This window comes from Paenibacillus sp. FSL R5-0486 (assembly GCF_037975155.1).
Classification (GTDB): domain Bacteria; phylum Bacillota; class Bacilli; order Paenibacillales; family Paenibacillaceae; genus Paenibacillus; species Paenibacillus amylolyticus.
In genome coordinates, this window is the sequence record NZ_CP150237.1 from 1,879,065 (window position 1) to 1,893,585 (window position 14,521).

17 protein-coding genes and 1 riboswitch are annotated in these 14,521 nt (G+C 45.6%); of the genes, 16 read left to right on the forward strand and 1 reads right to left on the reverse strand.

Going from position 1 to position 14,521, the window contains the following annotated elements; translation table 11 throughout:
• Positions 1-108: 108 nt before the first annotated feature.
• The 7 genes from MKY01_RS08525 (at position 109) to MKY01_RS08555 (ending at position 7,919) form a co-directional block, all read left to right on the forward strand.
• Positions 109-678 (forward strand): DUF4375 domain-containing protein, encoded by a 570-nt coding sequence (locus MKY01_RS08525; protein ID WP_127544622.1) that lies wholly within the window; start codon positions 109-111, stop codon positions 676-678.
• A 27-nt stretch (positions 679-705) separates the two neighbouring features.
• Positions 706-990, forward strand: a complete 285-nt coding sequence (locus tag MKY01_RS08530) for a hypothetical protein (RefSeq protein WP_143781374.1) — start codon at positions 706-708, stop codon at positions 988-990.
• A gap of 235 nt (positions 991-1,225) precedes the next feature.
• Positions 1,226-1,681 carry a PTS sugar transporter subunit IIA gene (locus MKY01_RS08535; RefSeq protein WP_339286226.1) on the forward strand — a complete coding sequence of 152 codons (456 nt, stop codon included), beginning with the start codon at positions 1,226-1,228 and terminating at the stop codon, positions 1,679-1,681.
• The gene (locus MKY01_RS08540) at positions 1,681-1,998 is read left to right on the forward strand and encodes a fructose PTS transporter subunit IIB (protein ID WP_036610328.1); all 318 of its coding nucleotides are present in this window, start codon (positions 1,681-1,683) and stop codon (positions 1,996-1,998) included. Before MKY01_RS08535 ends, MKY01_RS08540 begins: the two co-directional genes overlap by 1 nt.
• 29 nt (positions 1,999-2,027) lie before the next feature.
• Entirely contained in the window at positions 2,028-3,146 is a 1,119-nt protein-coding gene (locus MKY01_RS08545; RefSeq protein ID WP_036610325.1) for a PTS fructose transporter subunit IIC, read from the forward strand.
• A 74-nt stretch (positions 3,147-3,220) separates the two neighbouring features.
• On the forward strand, positions 3,221-5,899 hold the full coding sequence (gene mngB / locus MKY01_RS08550; RefSeq protein WP_339286228.1) for a mannosylglycerate hydrolase: 2,679 nt from the start codon (positions 3,221-3,223) through the stop codon (positions 5,897-5,899).
• Between the two features lie 52 nt (positions 5,900-5,951).
• Entirely contained in the window at positions 5,952-7,919 is a 1,968-nt protein-coding gene (locus MKY01_RS08555) for a BglG family transcription antiterminator (RefSeq protein ID WP_339286230.1), read from the forward strand.
• A 166-nt stretch (positions 7,920-8,085) separates the two neighbouring features.
• Here MKY01_RS08555 and MKY01_RS08560 read toward each other — a convergent pair whose 3' ends face one another.
• Complete coding sequence (locus MKY01_RS08560) at positions 8,086-8,859, reverse strand: sporulation protein (RefSeq protein ID WP_339286232.1); 774 nt, start codon at positions 8,857-8,859, stop codon at positions 8,086-8,088.
• A 184-nt stretch (positions 8,860-9,043) separates the two neighbouring features.
• Between MKY01_RS08560 and MKY01_RS08565 the strand changes: the two genes are divergently transcribed.
• The 9 genes from MKY01_RS08565 to MKY01_RS08605 all read left to right on the forward strand — a co-directional run bounded on the left by MKY01_RS08565 (position 9,044) and on the right by MKY01_RS08605 (position 14,490).
• Positions 9,044-9,484 (forward strand): hypothetical protein, encoded by a 441-nt coding sequence (locus MKY01_RS08565; protein ID WP_339286234.1) that lies wholly within the window; start codon positions 9,044-9,046, stop codon positions 9,482-9,484.
• A 21-nt stretch (positions 9,485-9,505) separates the two neighbouring features.
• Positions 9,506-10,045: a hypothetical protein gene (locus MKY01_RS08570; protein WP_339188759.1), complete on the forward strand. Its 540-nt coding sequence runs from the start codon at positions 9,506-9,508 to the stop codon at positions 10,043-10,045.
• 8 nt (positions 10,046-10,053) lie between these two features.
• Positions 10,054-10,593 (forward strand): GNAT family N-acetyltransferase, encoded by a 540-nt coding sequence (locus tag MKY01_RS08575; protein WP_315370630.1) that lies wholly within the window; start codon positions 10,054-10,056, stop codon positions 10,591-10,593.
• Between the two features lie 47 nt (positions 10,594-10,640).
• Positions 10,641-11,165 (forward strand): YfiT family bacillithiol transferase, encoded by a 525-nt coding sequence (locus MKY01_RS08580; RefSeq protein ID WP_036610311.1) that lies wholly within the window; start codon positions 10,641-10,643, stop codon positions 11,163-11,165.
• Positions 11,166-11,198: 33 nt separating this feature from the next.
• Positions 11,199-11,714, forward strand: coding sequence for a GNAT family N-acetyltransferase (locus MKY01_RS08585; protein WP_036669607.1), 516 nt, complete (start codon positions 11,199-11,201; stop codon positions 11,712-11,714).
• A gap of 50 nt (positions 11,715-11,764) precedes the next feature.
• Positions 11,765-11,846: riboswitch (ZMP/ZTP riboswitch) on the forward strand.
• Between the two features lie 60 nt (positions 11,847-11,906).
• Entirely contained in the window at positions 11,907-12,515 is a 609-nt protein-coding gene (locus MKY01_RS08590) for a DJ-1/PfpI family protein (protein WP_339286237.1), read from the forward strand.
• A 4-nt stretch (positions 12,516-12,519) separates the two neighbouring features.
• Complete coding sequence (locus tag MKY01_RS08595; protein WP_339286239.1) at positions 12,520-12,993, forward strand: GNAT family N-acetyltransferase; 474 nt, start codon at positions 12,520-12,522, stop codon at positions 12,991-12,993.
• A 175-nt stretch (positions 12,994-13,168) separates the two neighbouring features.
• Entirely contained in the window at positions 13,169-13,552 is a 384-nt protein-coding gene (locus MKY01_RS08600) for a VOC family protein (RefSeq protein WP_076327101.1), read from the forward strand.
• A 191-nt stretch (positions 13,553-13,743) separates the two neighbouring features.
• Positions 13,744-14,490 (forward strand): class I SAM-dependent methyltransferase, encoded by a 747-nt coding sequence (locus tag MKY01_RS08605; RefSeq protein WP_339286243.1) that lies wholly within the window; start codon positions 13,744-13,746, stop codon positions 14,488-14,490.
• Positions 14,491-14,521: the final 31 nt, after the last annotated feature.

Consider the following 14,521-nt stretch of genomic DNA (forward strand, 5'->3'; position numbering starts at 1 on the left):
AAAATCTGGGGATAACAGCGATCGGAAGTTTATTCTGACTGCGTAGTGGTCCAGTGTAAAAAACACGTTCAAACTATTTAGACAGAGAGATACAGGAGGCAGAGAAAGATGAACAAGTTACAAGAAGAATTGCAGGAGTTGTTACCACTTGATCAGCTTGAAGAGATCTCAGGTGAAGAAGTGGTGGGGAGTGTTGCCATGGACCTTTATCGGGCTGAATTTTCGACGATTCGAGAAAGTGGGCCGGAACTTCCGCAAGTATTGAGAGATATCATTCTAATCATTGATCTGGATACCGAGCTGTCCATGAACGGGATGACCGGTTTCCTTGAGAATTCCAGCGGACAGTATCTGGGTGAGACGATAACAGCTATGGAGCGGATTGGCAATGATGCAGATGCCGTGATCCTGAAGAAGATAGAGCAGATGTTGTCCAAAAGCGGTGTAACGCACGGGCAATTACGAGATAATGTGAATGGCCTGTCCGAAGATGACATCACGACAAGCCTGCAAACACACGGGGAACAGATTCATGAGGTATTACAGCAGATTGAACTGGAAGCCGCGAATTTGAGCATGCAATCGGATAACGAAGAAAGCTTTGACCTGCTGTATCAATATGTGGACGAAAATAAAGAACGTTTGAAACAGGAGATGCAACACGTTTTGTCTAATTGAGTGGGAAGAGGAGGCAAAATGACAATCATGAACAAACGATTAGCGCTGGAATCCTTTTTGGTTACCTTGTTATTCATCATCGGTTTTGTAGCTTGGAATGTCGTTCAAGGCATGATCATGACCATGAATTATGTACCTGATCTTACAAACACCGCTTCTTCTGTTACCCCATTGCAATCCAAGATTGCTTTTGGAAGCCGTGTTCAATGGGATACAACATCCATGATTATGGCTGTTGTCGGATTTATTTTGCTAGCCGCCGCATATTACGGTCTTCGATCAGGAATGCAGCGTTGGACACAGCGTTCTTGATGTTTTATCCGCTTAGAGTCCAAGTTCTGTACTTACTTACGCTGCCTTTGCAGCATATCAATTGAAATTCATTTACAACTGCCCTGAGTCCATTAGACTCAGGGTTTTTACTATGGCTAATGTTTTTCCGCTTCGAAGGGGAAATTTTCTAGATCCAAGGTCAAGGAAGAATCCGTTACAATGATCTTGTAAGCGCTTATCGTTTTGGATAGAGAGAGGAGGAGAGACAGAGATCATGATTACAACCAATCAGATTTATCTCGATCAGACATTGCATAGCAAAGAGGATGTATTTGATTTTATATCTGCGGAGGCAGAGCGTTACAGCATCACTACAAACCGTGCACAACTTGCGGCTGATCTGTGGGAACGCGAACGTGTCTACTCCACCGGACTTCAGGATCACTTTGCAATTCCCCATACCCAGAGTGAAGTTGTAACACGTCCGGCAGTGATGGTCATTCGATTGCGGGAGCCCATTGATTGGGAATCTCATGACGGCAAGCCGGTAAAATATATTTTTGCCATCCTTGTGCCTAAAGGTCATGTAGACGTATCCCATCTGCAAATTATCTCTTCACTTGCCACCTTATTGCTGGAAGATTCATTCAAAGAGGCCATCGCGGAAGCGGTGCATCCGGAAGATGTATATGCGTTGCTTCATCAATATACGGAAGGACTGGTGTCATAATGAAAATCGTAGGTGTAACGTCATGTATCGCAGGTCTCGCCCATACCCCGATGGCCGCCAAAGCATTGGAGAAAGCAGCTCAGCAACTGGGATATGAGATCAAAGTGGAACAGCAGGGAGCCATGGGACAAGTCAATAAGCTGACGGAAGAAGATATTGCTGCAGCGAATTTTGTACTGATTGCAGCGGATCAAACGGTGAAGGACATGGATCGGTTTGGCGATAAAAAAATCGTACGTGTCAAAATCGGTCATGCCGTAAGTCAGGCAGAAGCGGTACTAACCAAAGCCGTCGAGGCTGTGAACGCACAAGCTTAACCCCACCTTCCACATGAGGAGAGAGTACGATGAGAAAATGGTTTGGTGAAGCAAAAACACATCTAATGACAGGTATCTCCTATCTGCTGCCGGTCATTATCGCGGGTTCCCTGGTCGTTGCCATCTGCAAAATTATCGCACTATCAATGGGTATTACTGATCTTGATCCGTACAAAGATGGAAGCGGATTCTTGCATATTTTATATCTCGTGCAAAATGTAGGATGGAGCGGCATCGGATTATTGACGATTGTCCTGTCCGGTTACATTGCCTACTCCATTGCTGACAAACCTGCGCTGGCCGCAGGTCTGATCGGCGGGGTGCTGGCACAGCAGACCAACGCTGGTTTCTTGGGCGCATTAATCTCCGGTTTTTTTGCCGGATACATCACCTTGTGGGTCAAAAACAAAGTTAAGATTACAGGTCCGGCCGCTGGCTCGGTACCGTTAATCATTTTACCGCTGATTACCGTAGGTTTAACCGGATTTCTGATGGCAGTCATTCTGGGTGGCCCGCTGGGCGCGCTGAATGAGTATCTCATTGCTTGGGTTCAAAACATGAGCCAGAGCGGAACCAATACCGTTGTGCTTGCCATTATTCTGGGGGCAATGATTGGATTCGATCTCGGCGGACCCGTCAACAAAGCGGCATGGATGGCAGGCAATGCCCTGTTCCTGTCCGGTGTCTATCTGCCGAATATTTTCATTAATATTGCCATCTGCATTCCGCCGCTTGGTTATGGTTTGGCAACATTGCTAATGAAGAAACGTTTTTCCAAAACCTATCAGGAAGCGGGAAAAGGTGCAGTGATTATGGGCGTGATCGGCATCACGGAGGGTGCAATTCCGTTCACACTGCGTAACCCTGCCAAGATGATTCTGGTCAACATGTTTGCCTGTGCAACGGGCGCTGCCTTGACTGCACTGCTGGGAGCACATATCATCATGCCACCAATTGGCGGCTTATATGGAGCTGTGTCAGTAGGTACCCCAATCGCGTACCTTGCCGGAGGCATTGTCGGCGCACTGATCGTGGCGGGTGGCACCATGTTGGTGAACTTCCGTGATGAAGAAGAGAAACAGCCTGCCAAGACTCAGGAAGCTTCAGTGAAGAAAAACGGGGAAGAAATCGAACTCGTTTTTGACTAAAAGTACATGTTCAAAAAGATCGGTTTTCAGTATCTTGAACAACCTTTAAAAAGCATCTGGAGGGATATAGAGATATGAGTGAGAGAAATCGTACCAAAGTACATGTGATTCCACATACGCACTGGGACCGGGAATGGTATTTTACGACCTCCCGTTCCAAAGTGTATCTTGTCAAACACGTCAAGGAAGTATTGGGTGCACTAGAGAATATCGATGGATTCCATTATTACCTGCTGGATGCACAAGGCTCGCTGCTGGATGATTACATCCGCTGGTGTCCCGAAGATGAGGAACGGATCCGCCAACTGGTTACAGCCAAACGACTGATGACTGGACCCTGGTATACACAGACGGATCAATTGGTGATTTCCAGTGAATCCATGGTCCGAAACCTGCATTATGGTATGAAAACAGCACAAAAGTACGGACATGCGATGAAGGTTGGTTATGTTCCGGATGCATTTGGACAATCGGCACAGATGCCGCAGATCTATCGGGAGTTTGGCATTGAACGTTTCCTGTTCTGGCGTGGTGTCTCGGATAATACGAATCCACATACCGAGTTTACGTGGGAAGGGTCGGATGGCAGTCGTGTATTTGCTGTACAGATGCCATTCGGGTATTACTACGGTGGTAACATTCCGGAAAATGAAGAAGATCTGATCCCTTATCTGGAGAAACAGATTGGTGCGCTGGAACGCAAAGCCTCCACCAAACATATCTATTTCCCCAATGGGTTTGATCAGGCGCCTGTGCGATTGAATCTGCCGGAGTTGATTGAACGCTTCAATGCACTGGATACAGAACGCGAATATGTGATGAATGAACCGGAACGTTTTCTGGCGGAGATCGAAGCGGATAGTCAGGATCTGCCTCTACTTCGGGGTGAATTAATGGAAGCCAAGCACATGCGGATTCACAAGTCCATTTTTTCCACCCGTGCAGATCTCAAGCAACAGAATAACCGAATTGAGAATCTGATTGCTAACACGCTCGAACCTGTACTTGCCATTAGCCATTCTCTCGGGCATGATTACCCGCATCGTATTGTGGAGGATATCTGGAAGCTGTTGTTTGAGAATGCGGCACATGACAGCATCGGTGGTTGTAACAGTGATACAACCAATCAGGACGTTGCGTTTCGTTACAAACAGGCCTATGATATCGCACTCAATCTGCTCGACCTGCATATGCGGATGATTGCTTCAACGATACAGCAGGAGGAGACATTTGCGTTCACCCTGTTCAACACGCTACCGTATGTGCGAGGCGGGGTTACTGAGATTGAAGCTTATATTCCGGAAGAATCCTTTGTCATTCGGGATACGAAGGGACGCGAGCTGGATTACACCATTGTAGAAAAAGCAGATCAGACCGATTATGTGCTTGGACAACACATTGACCTGAATCCAAGTCGCAAAGTGCATCTGCCAGAACGCGTATATCGCGCGAAGCTGCTGGTGGAATTGCAAGAAGTTCCGGCTATGGGCTACACCCAGATTGTTTTTGATTTCAGTCAGGGCGCTGCACCTGTTATTGAGCGGCGTAACGGAGACACAATTGAAAATGAACATTTCAGCATTGCGCTACAAGCAAACGGCACCTTGCAAATTACAGATAAGCGATCTGGTCAAGTGTATGCGGATCAAATGGTCTTCGAAGATAACGGGGATGACGGAGATTCCTACAACTATTCTCCACCCGAGCGGGATCTAATTGTTTCTTCGGCAGCCAGCCAGATGAGTGCGACTACTACCCAAACGTCCGTTTCCCAGACACTATCCCTGCGTTTCACGCTGGATGTTCCCTACGATCTGGAAGAACGCGCCGCAGGCATCACGTCGGGAGCATTGCCAATGCAGGTGCAGATATCTCTTCGCAAAGGAGAGAAGCTGATCCGCTTCCACGTTCAGGTGCAAAATGAGGTGTTCAGCCACCGTCTGCGTGTCCTTTTTGATACAGGAATTGCTTCATCCCTATCCATTGCAGATCAACCGTTTGGAGTCATTGCTCGTCCAACCTCATTGCCAGAAGTGGAAGTATGGGAGCGCGAACAATGGCAGGAGAAACCGCTCACTATTGAAGCGATGCAGAGTTATGCTGGGTTGAACAACGGTTCCCATGGTATGGCTGTGTTGACGGAAGGTGTACGTGAATACGAGATTATTGGCGAGCAAATGGATACCATTGCCCTGACCTTGTTCCGTACTTTCGGTTTCATGGGTAAGGAAAATCTCTTGTATCGTCCCGGACGGGCCTCCGGTGAGAAAATTGTGACAACACCTGACGCGCAATTGCTCGGCGAGCTCTCCTTTACCTTTGGCCTGCATATCCAGGTTTCCGGGTTCGACGAAGCGAATGTAGCTCGGACTGCACGTGAATATTTGACACCGATCAGCAGTTATCAGCAATGCGACTTTTTGAATGGACGTCTGATCTTTGCTTTCCGCGATGAGGAACGTGTTCTTGATACAGACTACAGCCTGATGTCGTTCAGCGACGATTCCAACGTGGTGTTAAGCAGTTTTAAGAAAGCAGAGCAGAGTGAGGGTTACATTGTACGTGTCTTCAATCCATATTTGGCGCAGTCTGCAAACGTGAACATACACTTTAATCAACCTGTACATGCAGAGCGTGTATCTCTTGGTGAACAACCCCTGGAGCCTCAGCAGAGGTTAACCGATGGAGAAAAGGTCGTTCGTTTGCCGGAACTCGAACATTGCAAATTAATGACGGTACTTGTATCCATATAAGCTGAACTTTAGTTTGACACAATCCTGATCAGAAGGGAGGTCGGATATCGGTATGATTTTTCCAACTAAACGGTTGAAAAAGCTGTTCCACCTCATTCATGGTGAAGGGCAGGAACAGGCTTGGACGAGCCAAGCACTTGCAGACAGACTAGAGGTTACGGTGCGTACCATTCGGGATGATCTGAAAAAGTTGGATCATATCCTTGCTGGGCATGGTGGGAGCCTGGAATCCAAGCGTGGGCGGGGTTATTCCATTCGTGTGCATGATGCGAAGCGGTATACTGAGCTGTTGGAGGAACAGAAGGATGATCGGGAAAAAGGTGCGCCAGTACCTGGATCGCCTGATGAGCGTATCCGGTATGAATTGTTCAAGCTGCTTGGTGAACCGGGTCATATCAAGATGGAAGACCTCGCTGATCAGCTGTTTATAAGCCGTGCAACAATGAACAATGATCTGAAAATCATTCGTCAGATTCTGGAGAACTACCAGCTTCAGCTTCAGATCAAGCCAGGACATGGTGTGAAAGTTGTCGGGGACGAGCACAGGTTCCGCTATTGCCTTGCCGAGTACGCCGATTCGCGAGATGAAGAACTGGGCCCCGAAGGAATGACCGTGGCACAGGAACGTTTGTTGTATCCAATCGAACCCGCGCACATCCGCGAGATCGTCATTCGCCATGTAGGCCAACAGGATGTTCGTATTGCAGATGTGGCACTGAAAGATCTGATTACGCATCTGGCTGTTATGGTATTACGTATTAAGCAGGGGCATGAACTGGAGCGATTCGAGAAAGTGGAGGCGAATGTTCAGGATCAGCAACTTGCACAGCAGATTATTCAGGATCTGGAGTTGTTATATTCCATTCACTGTCCAGTTGGAGAGCGAGATTATCTGCTGTTGCATATTGTTAGCAAAAAAATGACCACTACCGATTGGAATGGACTTCGAAGTGACCCGTTATATGTTGCTGTACAGCAGATGCTGGGTCATATCTATGATCGGTACACCTATGATCTGCGTGATGATGAACGATTGCCAAATGATCTGTATGCCCATCTGAAGCCCATGATTACTCGCCTGGAACATGGCATGAATATGCGGAATCCACTGCTGGGACATATACGTAAATATTATCCACTCGCCTATGAGATTACGATAAGTGCAGTGAAACAGCTACAGACATACGTACCTCATGAGATCAATGACAGTGAGATTGGTTACCTGGCTCTTCATATTGGTGCAGCATTGGAACGTAAATACCAGATTCCTCATCGCAAACGGAAATCCGTATTACTCGTCTGTGGGTCAGGATACGGCACAGCCCGTATTCTTGAATCGAGATTGCGTTCGTTATTTGCCGAGCTGGAGGTCTCTCGTGTGGTTTCGCTACGGGAGTATGAGGAGATGGGGAGTGTACCCGAAGATTTGGTTATTTCCACGATCCGGTTACGTGAGTCCAAAGGCAAACCGTCGGCTGTCATTGCTGCGATTCCATCGGAACGCGACATGGCAACGATCACTCATCTGGTGCGAACCAGTGATGAGCAGGAGGAAATGACGCTACTGCGTTACTTTGATCCAGCGTTGTTCATGTTTCGGTCCGATCAGCCTGACAAAATGACACTTATGGCTGAGATGAGCGGAGCACTGTTAGAGAAGGGAATCGTGACGGAGCAGTTCTGGCCCGCTGTGCAGGAACGGGAAAAGATGGCTTCAACGGCGCTTGGAAGAGGCATGGCGATTCCGCATCCCATGGAGCTGAGTTCAACTCGTACGACCGTATCGGTATGTCTGCTCGAGAAGCCGATTCCGTGGGATGAGGAGAATGAAGTACATGCTGTATTTATGTTATCTATCTGCAAAGAGGATTACGAACAGGCGATGGGGATCTATGATCTGTTTGTAGAATTGATCCGGCAGGAGGAGAAGTTGGAAAGCCTGCGCTCCTGTGGCAGCTTCGATGCCTTTGCCCAACTTGTATGTGAAACGTTGAGTCTAAAAAGTACCGAAGCGTATTAATATATAAGTTCACTAAGGATAATTCGACTGACACTCCGATGACAGAATAACCTTCCGATCGCTGTTAACCCCAGATTTTTCTGATCCCCTTTTCGAAAGGGAAAAACCGTCCTTCATCAGATTTGTCTGATAAAGGACGGTTTATTTCGTTTACACAAACTATAGATTAAATATGTTTGGAAATGATTTCTTCCAGTCCTTGAGCGACAGAATGCGCACCCCGCTCCAGATGTCTTTCATACAGATGCAGGCGGACGAAGCTCTCATCCGTTCCCATCGCTTCGGAGAATATTCCACTGAGTCCACGAGCGCGGCGGTCGATCTGTAATAGCAGCTCCAGCGAATCGCCCATCGGATAGAACAGCACTTCCAACTCATCCAGATGCCCACGGAATTTGTTTGTTGGTACAAATTCAAATTCCTGCACAAATGGCAGATTGCCACCCAGCTTTGGTGCATAGTCATTGGTCACTTCACGCAGTTTGAAACCAAGGATATCAATTGCATCGAGCACGGTGTTCATGTCTTTGCTGGGAACAACCTGCAGTCTGTCCCGGTCTGAAGGGTCTACGGCACTTGGAATATCGAGGCCCGTCTCTACCCATACCTCTGCACGATGTAGTGTAATTGGCAGATTTTCTGGCAGGTCAAATGAAAAGTCTTTCTCCAATTTGGCTCCAGGCTGTAATGTAAAACCTTCGGTGAGTAGATATTTGGCTATAACGGCTGTTTCTTTTACTTTACGATCATCGTGCTCCCGTATGTAATGGGTTTTGATTGAAAGATAGATTCGATCTACGTTCTGTTCCACATCTCCACCTTCAATGTACACAACCCCCGAGATGATTCCTCCAGGCGTGACCTCTGGTGTATGCAATTCCGTATTTACTTTGGCTGCTCCAACACCTACACTGGCTAACATTTTCTTGAAAAATGACATGCGCTCGACCTCCAGATTAGATGGTTTATTATATGGGATACATACGGCTTCGACCTTAATACGGAAGCTGGAAGAGAAGCGTTTCATATTTTAGAAAAGATATATCGTATATCCAAACAGGAGAATCGACGTACCCATGTCGAATGTTTAAATAAAGGGAATTTTTGTCAGGAGGTGAAGTCGATTGAACACAGAATTTTCAGAACAGAAATATGGTGAAACGGGTGTTAAAACCAGCTTTGAGCAGATGGCGAACGGGGAACAGAAATATAAAATGATAACAGAAGATGGCAGTTACTATTGTAGAACCGTTGCATCTTCCCACGGAGCATGGCAAAACAGTCATGTACATATCAATCTAACGGAGTTTTATGTGGTGCAAACCGGATGGATTGCGTATGCCAGTTATGGAGACGATCAGATGTTTTCGATTCGAGTGATACGTGCGGGAGAGCACATCATTGTCCAACCTGGAATCCATCATAATATATACATGTCTGCACATAGCGCGATACATACCATCAAGCATGGATTGAACACCTCCAGTGATTGGACGGCATCCCCTGAGTTGGATAGGTTAACTCAATCTTTAACAGAGAAGGAGCTACTCCAGAAGTATGATTAATTAGACGGGAGGATCAGACAGATGCGTAAAAGTACAATATTTTGGATTACGGGAGTAACGATAATTCTCTTGGTGACTCTGCTCATATACAGCTATGTTATTCCAAGTGTGAGTGCCCAGGATGTTGTGATGGCAGGCACAATCAGGCAGATTGATACGGATGTAGTTGAGGTAGAGTTAGAGATAACGCGAAAAAGAGAAGACAAGGATCAACATATGGTGTATCCCGTTGTCCCTGGATGGGAAGGGGTCACATTCACTGAAGAACAAGGTGATGCGTGGTACATGCCTTCGTCTGTTGGCAGCTCCTATCTTGATCAAGTCATTCTGGAAAAGTATCTGAAGGCGCAGGGGAAAACCATGAAATCAGCTGATAATCTGATAGGATTTGCGATACCTGATGAGATAGGGAGCTACAAGTTGCGGTTAACGCTCAGATCTTTGGATGGAACGACTCAGCCGCTTGAGAATCCCGTGGTGTATTATGTTCACAACGAGCATTTGTTAGGGAAGGATCTGAGTTGGGTTACGAGTGAGAATCTGGAGATCAATAAGGAGTAATCAGAATGATGAATGTATATGAATCGAATGAAATCACTGTACGTTTCTTGGACACAGAAGATGAACAACATCTGGTGAAGTGGCTGTCAGACCCGGAAGTTCTTCAATACTATGAAGGGCGTGATCGGCCGCATGATCTGGAACAGGTGAGAGAGCATTTTTACAATCAGAAAGATGGTGCTACTCGTTGTATCGTTGAGTATGGAGGACATCCGATTGGATACATTCAGTTCTATGAGCTTGAGGAAGAAGAACGAACGGAGTATGGTTATGGAGACACGGATGAGATCATCTATGGAACGGATCAGTTTATTGGTGAGGTAGAATACTGGAATAAAGGCATTGGTACACAGTTGATGCAATCCATGCTGGCTTATCTGATTAATGAAAAACAAGCCCGTAAAGTGGTTATGGACCCTCAATCCTGGAACTTGCGAGCGATATCCTGTTATGAGAAATGTGGTTTCCAAAAGATTAAGCTGTTGGAGAAACATGAGCAGCACGAAGGACAGATGCGAGACTGTTGGCTTATGGAATATGCCCTGTAGATCCTGCTTAAAGTTATTTAAATCATGTAAACAAGGAGGAATAATGGATGGATGAAAGATTTCCGATAGGACCATTTGTACACACGGGTGAAGTTACTTTGGCACAACGGGAGAAGTGGATTCAGGACATTGCTGAGTTGCCTGAACGCGCACGAGAAGCGGTAAAGGGACTGAGTGAAGAGCAATTAAGTCTGCCGTATCGAGAAGGTGGATGGATGCTCAAACAGGTTATTCACCACATGGCAGACAGCCATATGAACAGTATGATTCGTTTCAAGTTGGCACTGACAGAGGATACACCAACGATTCGGCCTTATTATGAAGAGCGCTGGGCTGAACTGAGTGATTCACGAGACCTGGATGTCGAATTCTCGCTTCAGATTCTGGATGCCCTCCATCGTCGTTGGGTGTTTCTGTTAAACGCGCTGACAGATGCAGATTATGCCAAACAGTTTTATCATCCCTCATCGGAAGAAACGACAAGACTGGATTACAATCTGGGCATGTATGCTTGGCATGGCAAACACCATGTTGCTCACATCACATCGCTTCGGGATAGATTGGGAATATAGCTATTAGAAATATCTTTTAAGGAGGATTCATCAATGAGTGTACATATCAGACTATTAAATGAGAACGATCCTGTAATCATATCAAAGGCGTTTCAGGAGCAGGGTTGGGGGAGATCCCCTGAGCAGTATCTTCATTACTTGGCTGAACAACAGAATGGGGAACGCGTAACCTTGGTAGCCGAGTTGAATGGAGAATTTGCCGGATACGTGAATGTATTGTGGAATTCCAGCTACCCGTCTTTCAGGGAACAAGGCATTCCCGAAATTAACGATTTTAATGTACTAATGAAGTTCCAGCGCCAAGGTATTGGTTCACGGTTGATGGACCGAGCAGAGGAAGTTATTCTGGAACGAACGGATGTAGCAGGCATTGGTGTAGGTGTGTTTTCCGATTATGGCAAAGCGCAAGTTCTATATGCCCATCGCGGGTACATACCAGACGGTCACGGTGTATACAAACATGATCATTACATTCAGCCGGGTGAAGAAACGATTATGGACGACGATGTTGTACTTTATCTTACGAAGAAGTTAAAAGCCACGCAATAATTTCATAATATATACAATATGAAAGATGTCATGTATATTAGTTGTAAATATCTGTTATGTGTGACTGGCGTAAACGTGGAGTGAACCACGAGGGAGCACATATATTATATGCCGTACGCCTGGGCAAAGTGTTTGATCTTTTGATCAAACACTTTATTTATTATTCAGGGAACGAAAGGACTGGTGGCGGCAATGAAAATGGCGTTTGTTTTATTTGATGGAATGACAAGCATGGATTTAGCTGGATTTTATGAAGCTGTGACTTGGCTAGCGATTCTGAAAGCAAAGGAAAACGTATCATGGACATTCTGCGCAGATAAGGAGGAAATTTCGGATGATCGTGGGCTGAAAATGAAATCCGATGCAGTATTACCTCATCTAGGGGATTTTGACCTAGTATTTTTTCCTGGTGGATTATCAACTAGAACGCTTCGATTTGATGAGGATTTTATGCGATGGGTCCGAACGGCAGAAAATGTCACATATAAAATATCTATTTGTACCGGGGCTTTACTGTTGGGGGCAGCAGGTTTCCTGAATGGAAAAAGGGCTACTACCAACTCATCTGCTTATGATTTATTGAATCCTTATTGTGCAGAAGTGATCTCAGCGCGTGTAGTGCGTGATGGTAATACGATAACGGGTGCGGGGGTTACGGCTTCCATTGACCTGGGACTATACTTGGTCGAAATGTTAACGTCTACGGAGATCGTCCTTCAAGTTCAACAAAAACTAGAGTATCCATATTATGAAGCTGGTAACTTAAAAGATGTCTACATGCACACTAAGGGTAGGGGATAAAAAGATGACTATTCGCCTTTTTCAAGCGATTGATCAGCCAGCAGTGCTGAAAATGATGACGGATCATGATTTTCAATTCCCTTCGTTTATACGCGATCAGTATCCTGCGCGCTGGGATTTATTTTTAAAAATGACGGATGAACGTATCAGTGCTTATTATGTCATGGTTGACGAAGCAGATGTTGTCATAGGTCATGCTGGTTATATCTTTCATCCTACTGTTAACCGATATGAAATCGTTGGCGTTGTTACATGCAAATCACACCTTCGACAGGGAGTAGCACGTGGACTAATTACAAAAATATGTATAAAAATAGCTGAATTCGGCAGTGGTGATGTCATGCTTTACACACTTGATCATGAAGAAAATGAAGCAGCGCTCGTATTTTATGAACGAATGAATTTTCAAAAAGAAGGTGTTGATATGAACTATTATACCTCGGGGTTTCATAGACTTTCACTTGTTAAAACATTATAAGGAAACTTCAAAAAACTAATTGAAGTGGAAGCATAAAAGTGTACTTCAGTTTAAGTTGCATGGACTTGCAAAGAAAGATGATCAAAAAGCTGTCCTGCATGTTATACTCTATTGGAATTTGAGGAATGATAAGCAGGATGTTAAGAGATTAGATGATCAGAGGAGTGAATGATGCATGTTTAGCAAAGTCGGCCAGATTATGTTGTATGTCAACAATCAGGATGAATCACTGGCATTTTGGACGGAAGTTGCAGGATTCCACATTGTGGATGAAGTAAACCTTGACGAGGGCATGAGATGGATTGAGATTGCGCCTACCGCAGACTCGCAGACAAGCATTATACTCCATGACAAAGAGTTCGTTGAACGGATGTCGGCGGGTGTAAATCTGGGCACACCTTCGTTAATGTTCTTCACCGAAAATCTGGATCAGTTATATGCCGACTTGGCTGGTAAACATGTAACGGTCGGAGAGATTGTCGAGATGCCAACGGGGCGTGTCTTCAACTTTGCTGATAACGAAGGGAATTACTTTGCAGTTTTGGAACGGGCGAAGTAAGTTACAACACAAAACCCCAACAAAAAAACGATCGACATTCATGTCGGTCGTTTTTTTGTTGGGAAAAAGCTTATGTTTTGGAGTAGAAAAACGCAAGAAAAATAGAGAACTATTGGGTAAAAATGTTATAATAGAGTGTGGCTGATTTAACGAAAATGCCGAGGAATGAATAGTCGAAAATGAAGGTTTGAATGGAGCATTTAAGGAGGAATGTGGTTGTGGAAAAGACGATTAAAAGTGTACAGGATCTATATGATATGCTCGATGCGGATTTCAGATCTGCCAAGCAGTTTTGGGAACCTTTCTATGAGGATCGGAACAGACCAATCCCCTTTTTCCCAAACAAACCGGATGAGAATCTGGTAGAACATGTGAACGCAGGTCTGCTGAGCGGCGGCAAGGCACTGGAACTGGGGTGTGGCCCGGGCAGAAATGCGTTGTATTTAACCCGCCAAGGATATCAGGTAGATGCTTATGATTTTTCGGAGACAGCTATTGCCTGGGCTAAGGAGAGGGCGGCAGAAGAGCAACTGGACGTGCATTTTGAATGTCGATCTGTGTTCGAATTGTCCCCAGAGCAAGAATATGATCTTGTCTACGACTCGGGTTGTCTGCACCATCTGTTGCCACATCAGCGCATTCCATACATAGAAATGATCCATAATGCACTCCGGCCTGGAGGATACTTTGGAATGACTTGTTTTGCTCCTGGTTATAGCGATATTGGTGGGCCAGAGATCGTTATGACTGATTGGCAGGTGTATCAAGAGAAGTCGATGCGAGGTGGTCTTGCATTCACGGAGGAGAAGCTTCGTTACATGCTGGAAGATGGCTTTGAGTGTGTCGAGTTCCGTGCGATGAAGGCGATGGAGCAGCATGAACCATGTTTTGGTGTACCTTTTCTGTGGGCCACGTTGTGGAGAAAGAAAAACTCGTAAGAGTAGGGTAATGATATGCTTTTAAAATTGA

Bases quoted from the DNA above. Each gene is read 5' to 3' on its own strand.
- MKY01_RS08600 (WP_076327101.1), top strand. From the start codon at position 13,169: ATGTTTAGCAAAGTCGGCCAGATTATGTTGTATGTCAACAATCAGGAT.
- MKY01_RS08575 (WP_315370630.1), top strand. From the start codon at position 10,054: ATGAATGTATATGAATCGAATGAAATCACTGTACGTTTCTTGGACACA.
- mngB (WP_339286228.1), top strand. From the start codon at position 3,221: ATGAGTGAGAGAAATCGTACCAAAGTACATGTGATTCCACATACGCAC.
- MKY01_RS08595 (WP_339286239.1), top strand. From the start codon at position 12,520: ATGACTATTCGCCTTTTTCAAGCGATTGATCAGCCAGCAGTGCTGAAA.
- MKY01_RS08590 (WP_339286237.1), top strand. From the start codon at position 11,907: ATGAAAATGGCGTTTGTTTTATTTGATGGAATGACAAGCATGGATTTA.
- MKY01_RS08570 (WP_339188759.1), top strand. From the start codon at position 9,506: ATGCGTAAAAGTACAATATTTTGGATTACGGGAGTAACGATAATTCTC.
- MKY01_RS08605 (WP_339286243.1), top strand. From the start codon at position 13,744: ATGGAGCATTTAAGGAGGAATGTGGTTGTGGAAAAGACGATTAAAAGT.
- MKY01_RS08530 (WP_143781374.1), top strand. From the start codon at position 706: ATGAACAAACGATTAGCGCTGGAATCCTTTTTGGTTACCTTGTTATTC.
- MKY01_RS08555 (WP_339286230.1), top strand. From the start codon at position 5,952: ATGATTTTTCCAACTAAACGGTTGAAAAAGCTGTTCCACCTCATTCAT.
- MKY01_RS08535 (WP_339286226.1), top strand. From the start codon at position 1,226: ATGATTACAACCAATCAGATTTATCTCGATCAGACATTGCATAGCAAA.
- MKY01_RS08545 (WP_036610325.1), top strand. From the start codon at position 2,028: ATGAGAAAATGGTTTGGTGAAGCAAAAACACATCTAATGACAGGTATC.
- MKY01_RS08585 (WP_036669607.1), top strand. From the start codon at position 11,199: ATGAGTGTACATATCAGACTATTAAATGAGAACGATCCTGTAATCATA.
- MKY01_RS08560 (WP_339286232.1), bottom strand. From the start codon at position 8,859: ATGTCATTTTTCAAGAAAATGTTAGCCAGTGTAGGTGTTGGAGCAGCC.
- MKY01_RS08525 (WP_127544622.1), top strand. From the start codon at position 109: ATGAACAAGTTACAAGAAGAATTGCAGGAGTTGTTACCACTTGATCAG.
- MKY01_RS08540 (WP_036610328.1), top strand. From the start codon at position 1,681: ATGAAAATCGTAGGTGTAACGTCATGTATCGCAGGTCTCGCCCATACC.
- MKY01_RS08580 (WP_036610311.1), top strand. From the start codon at position 10,641: ATGGATGAAAGATTTCCGATAGGACCATTTGTACACACGGGTGAAGTT.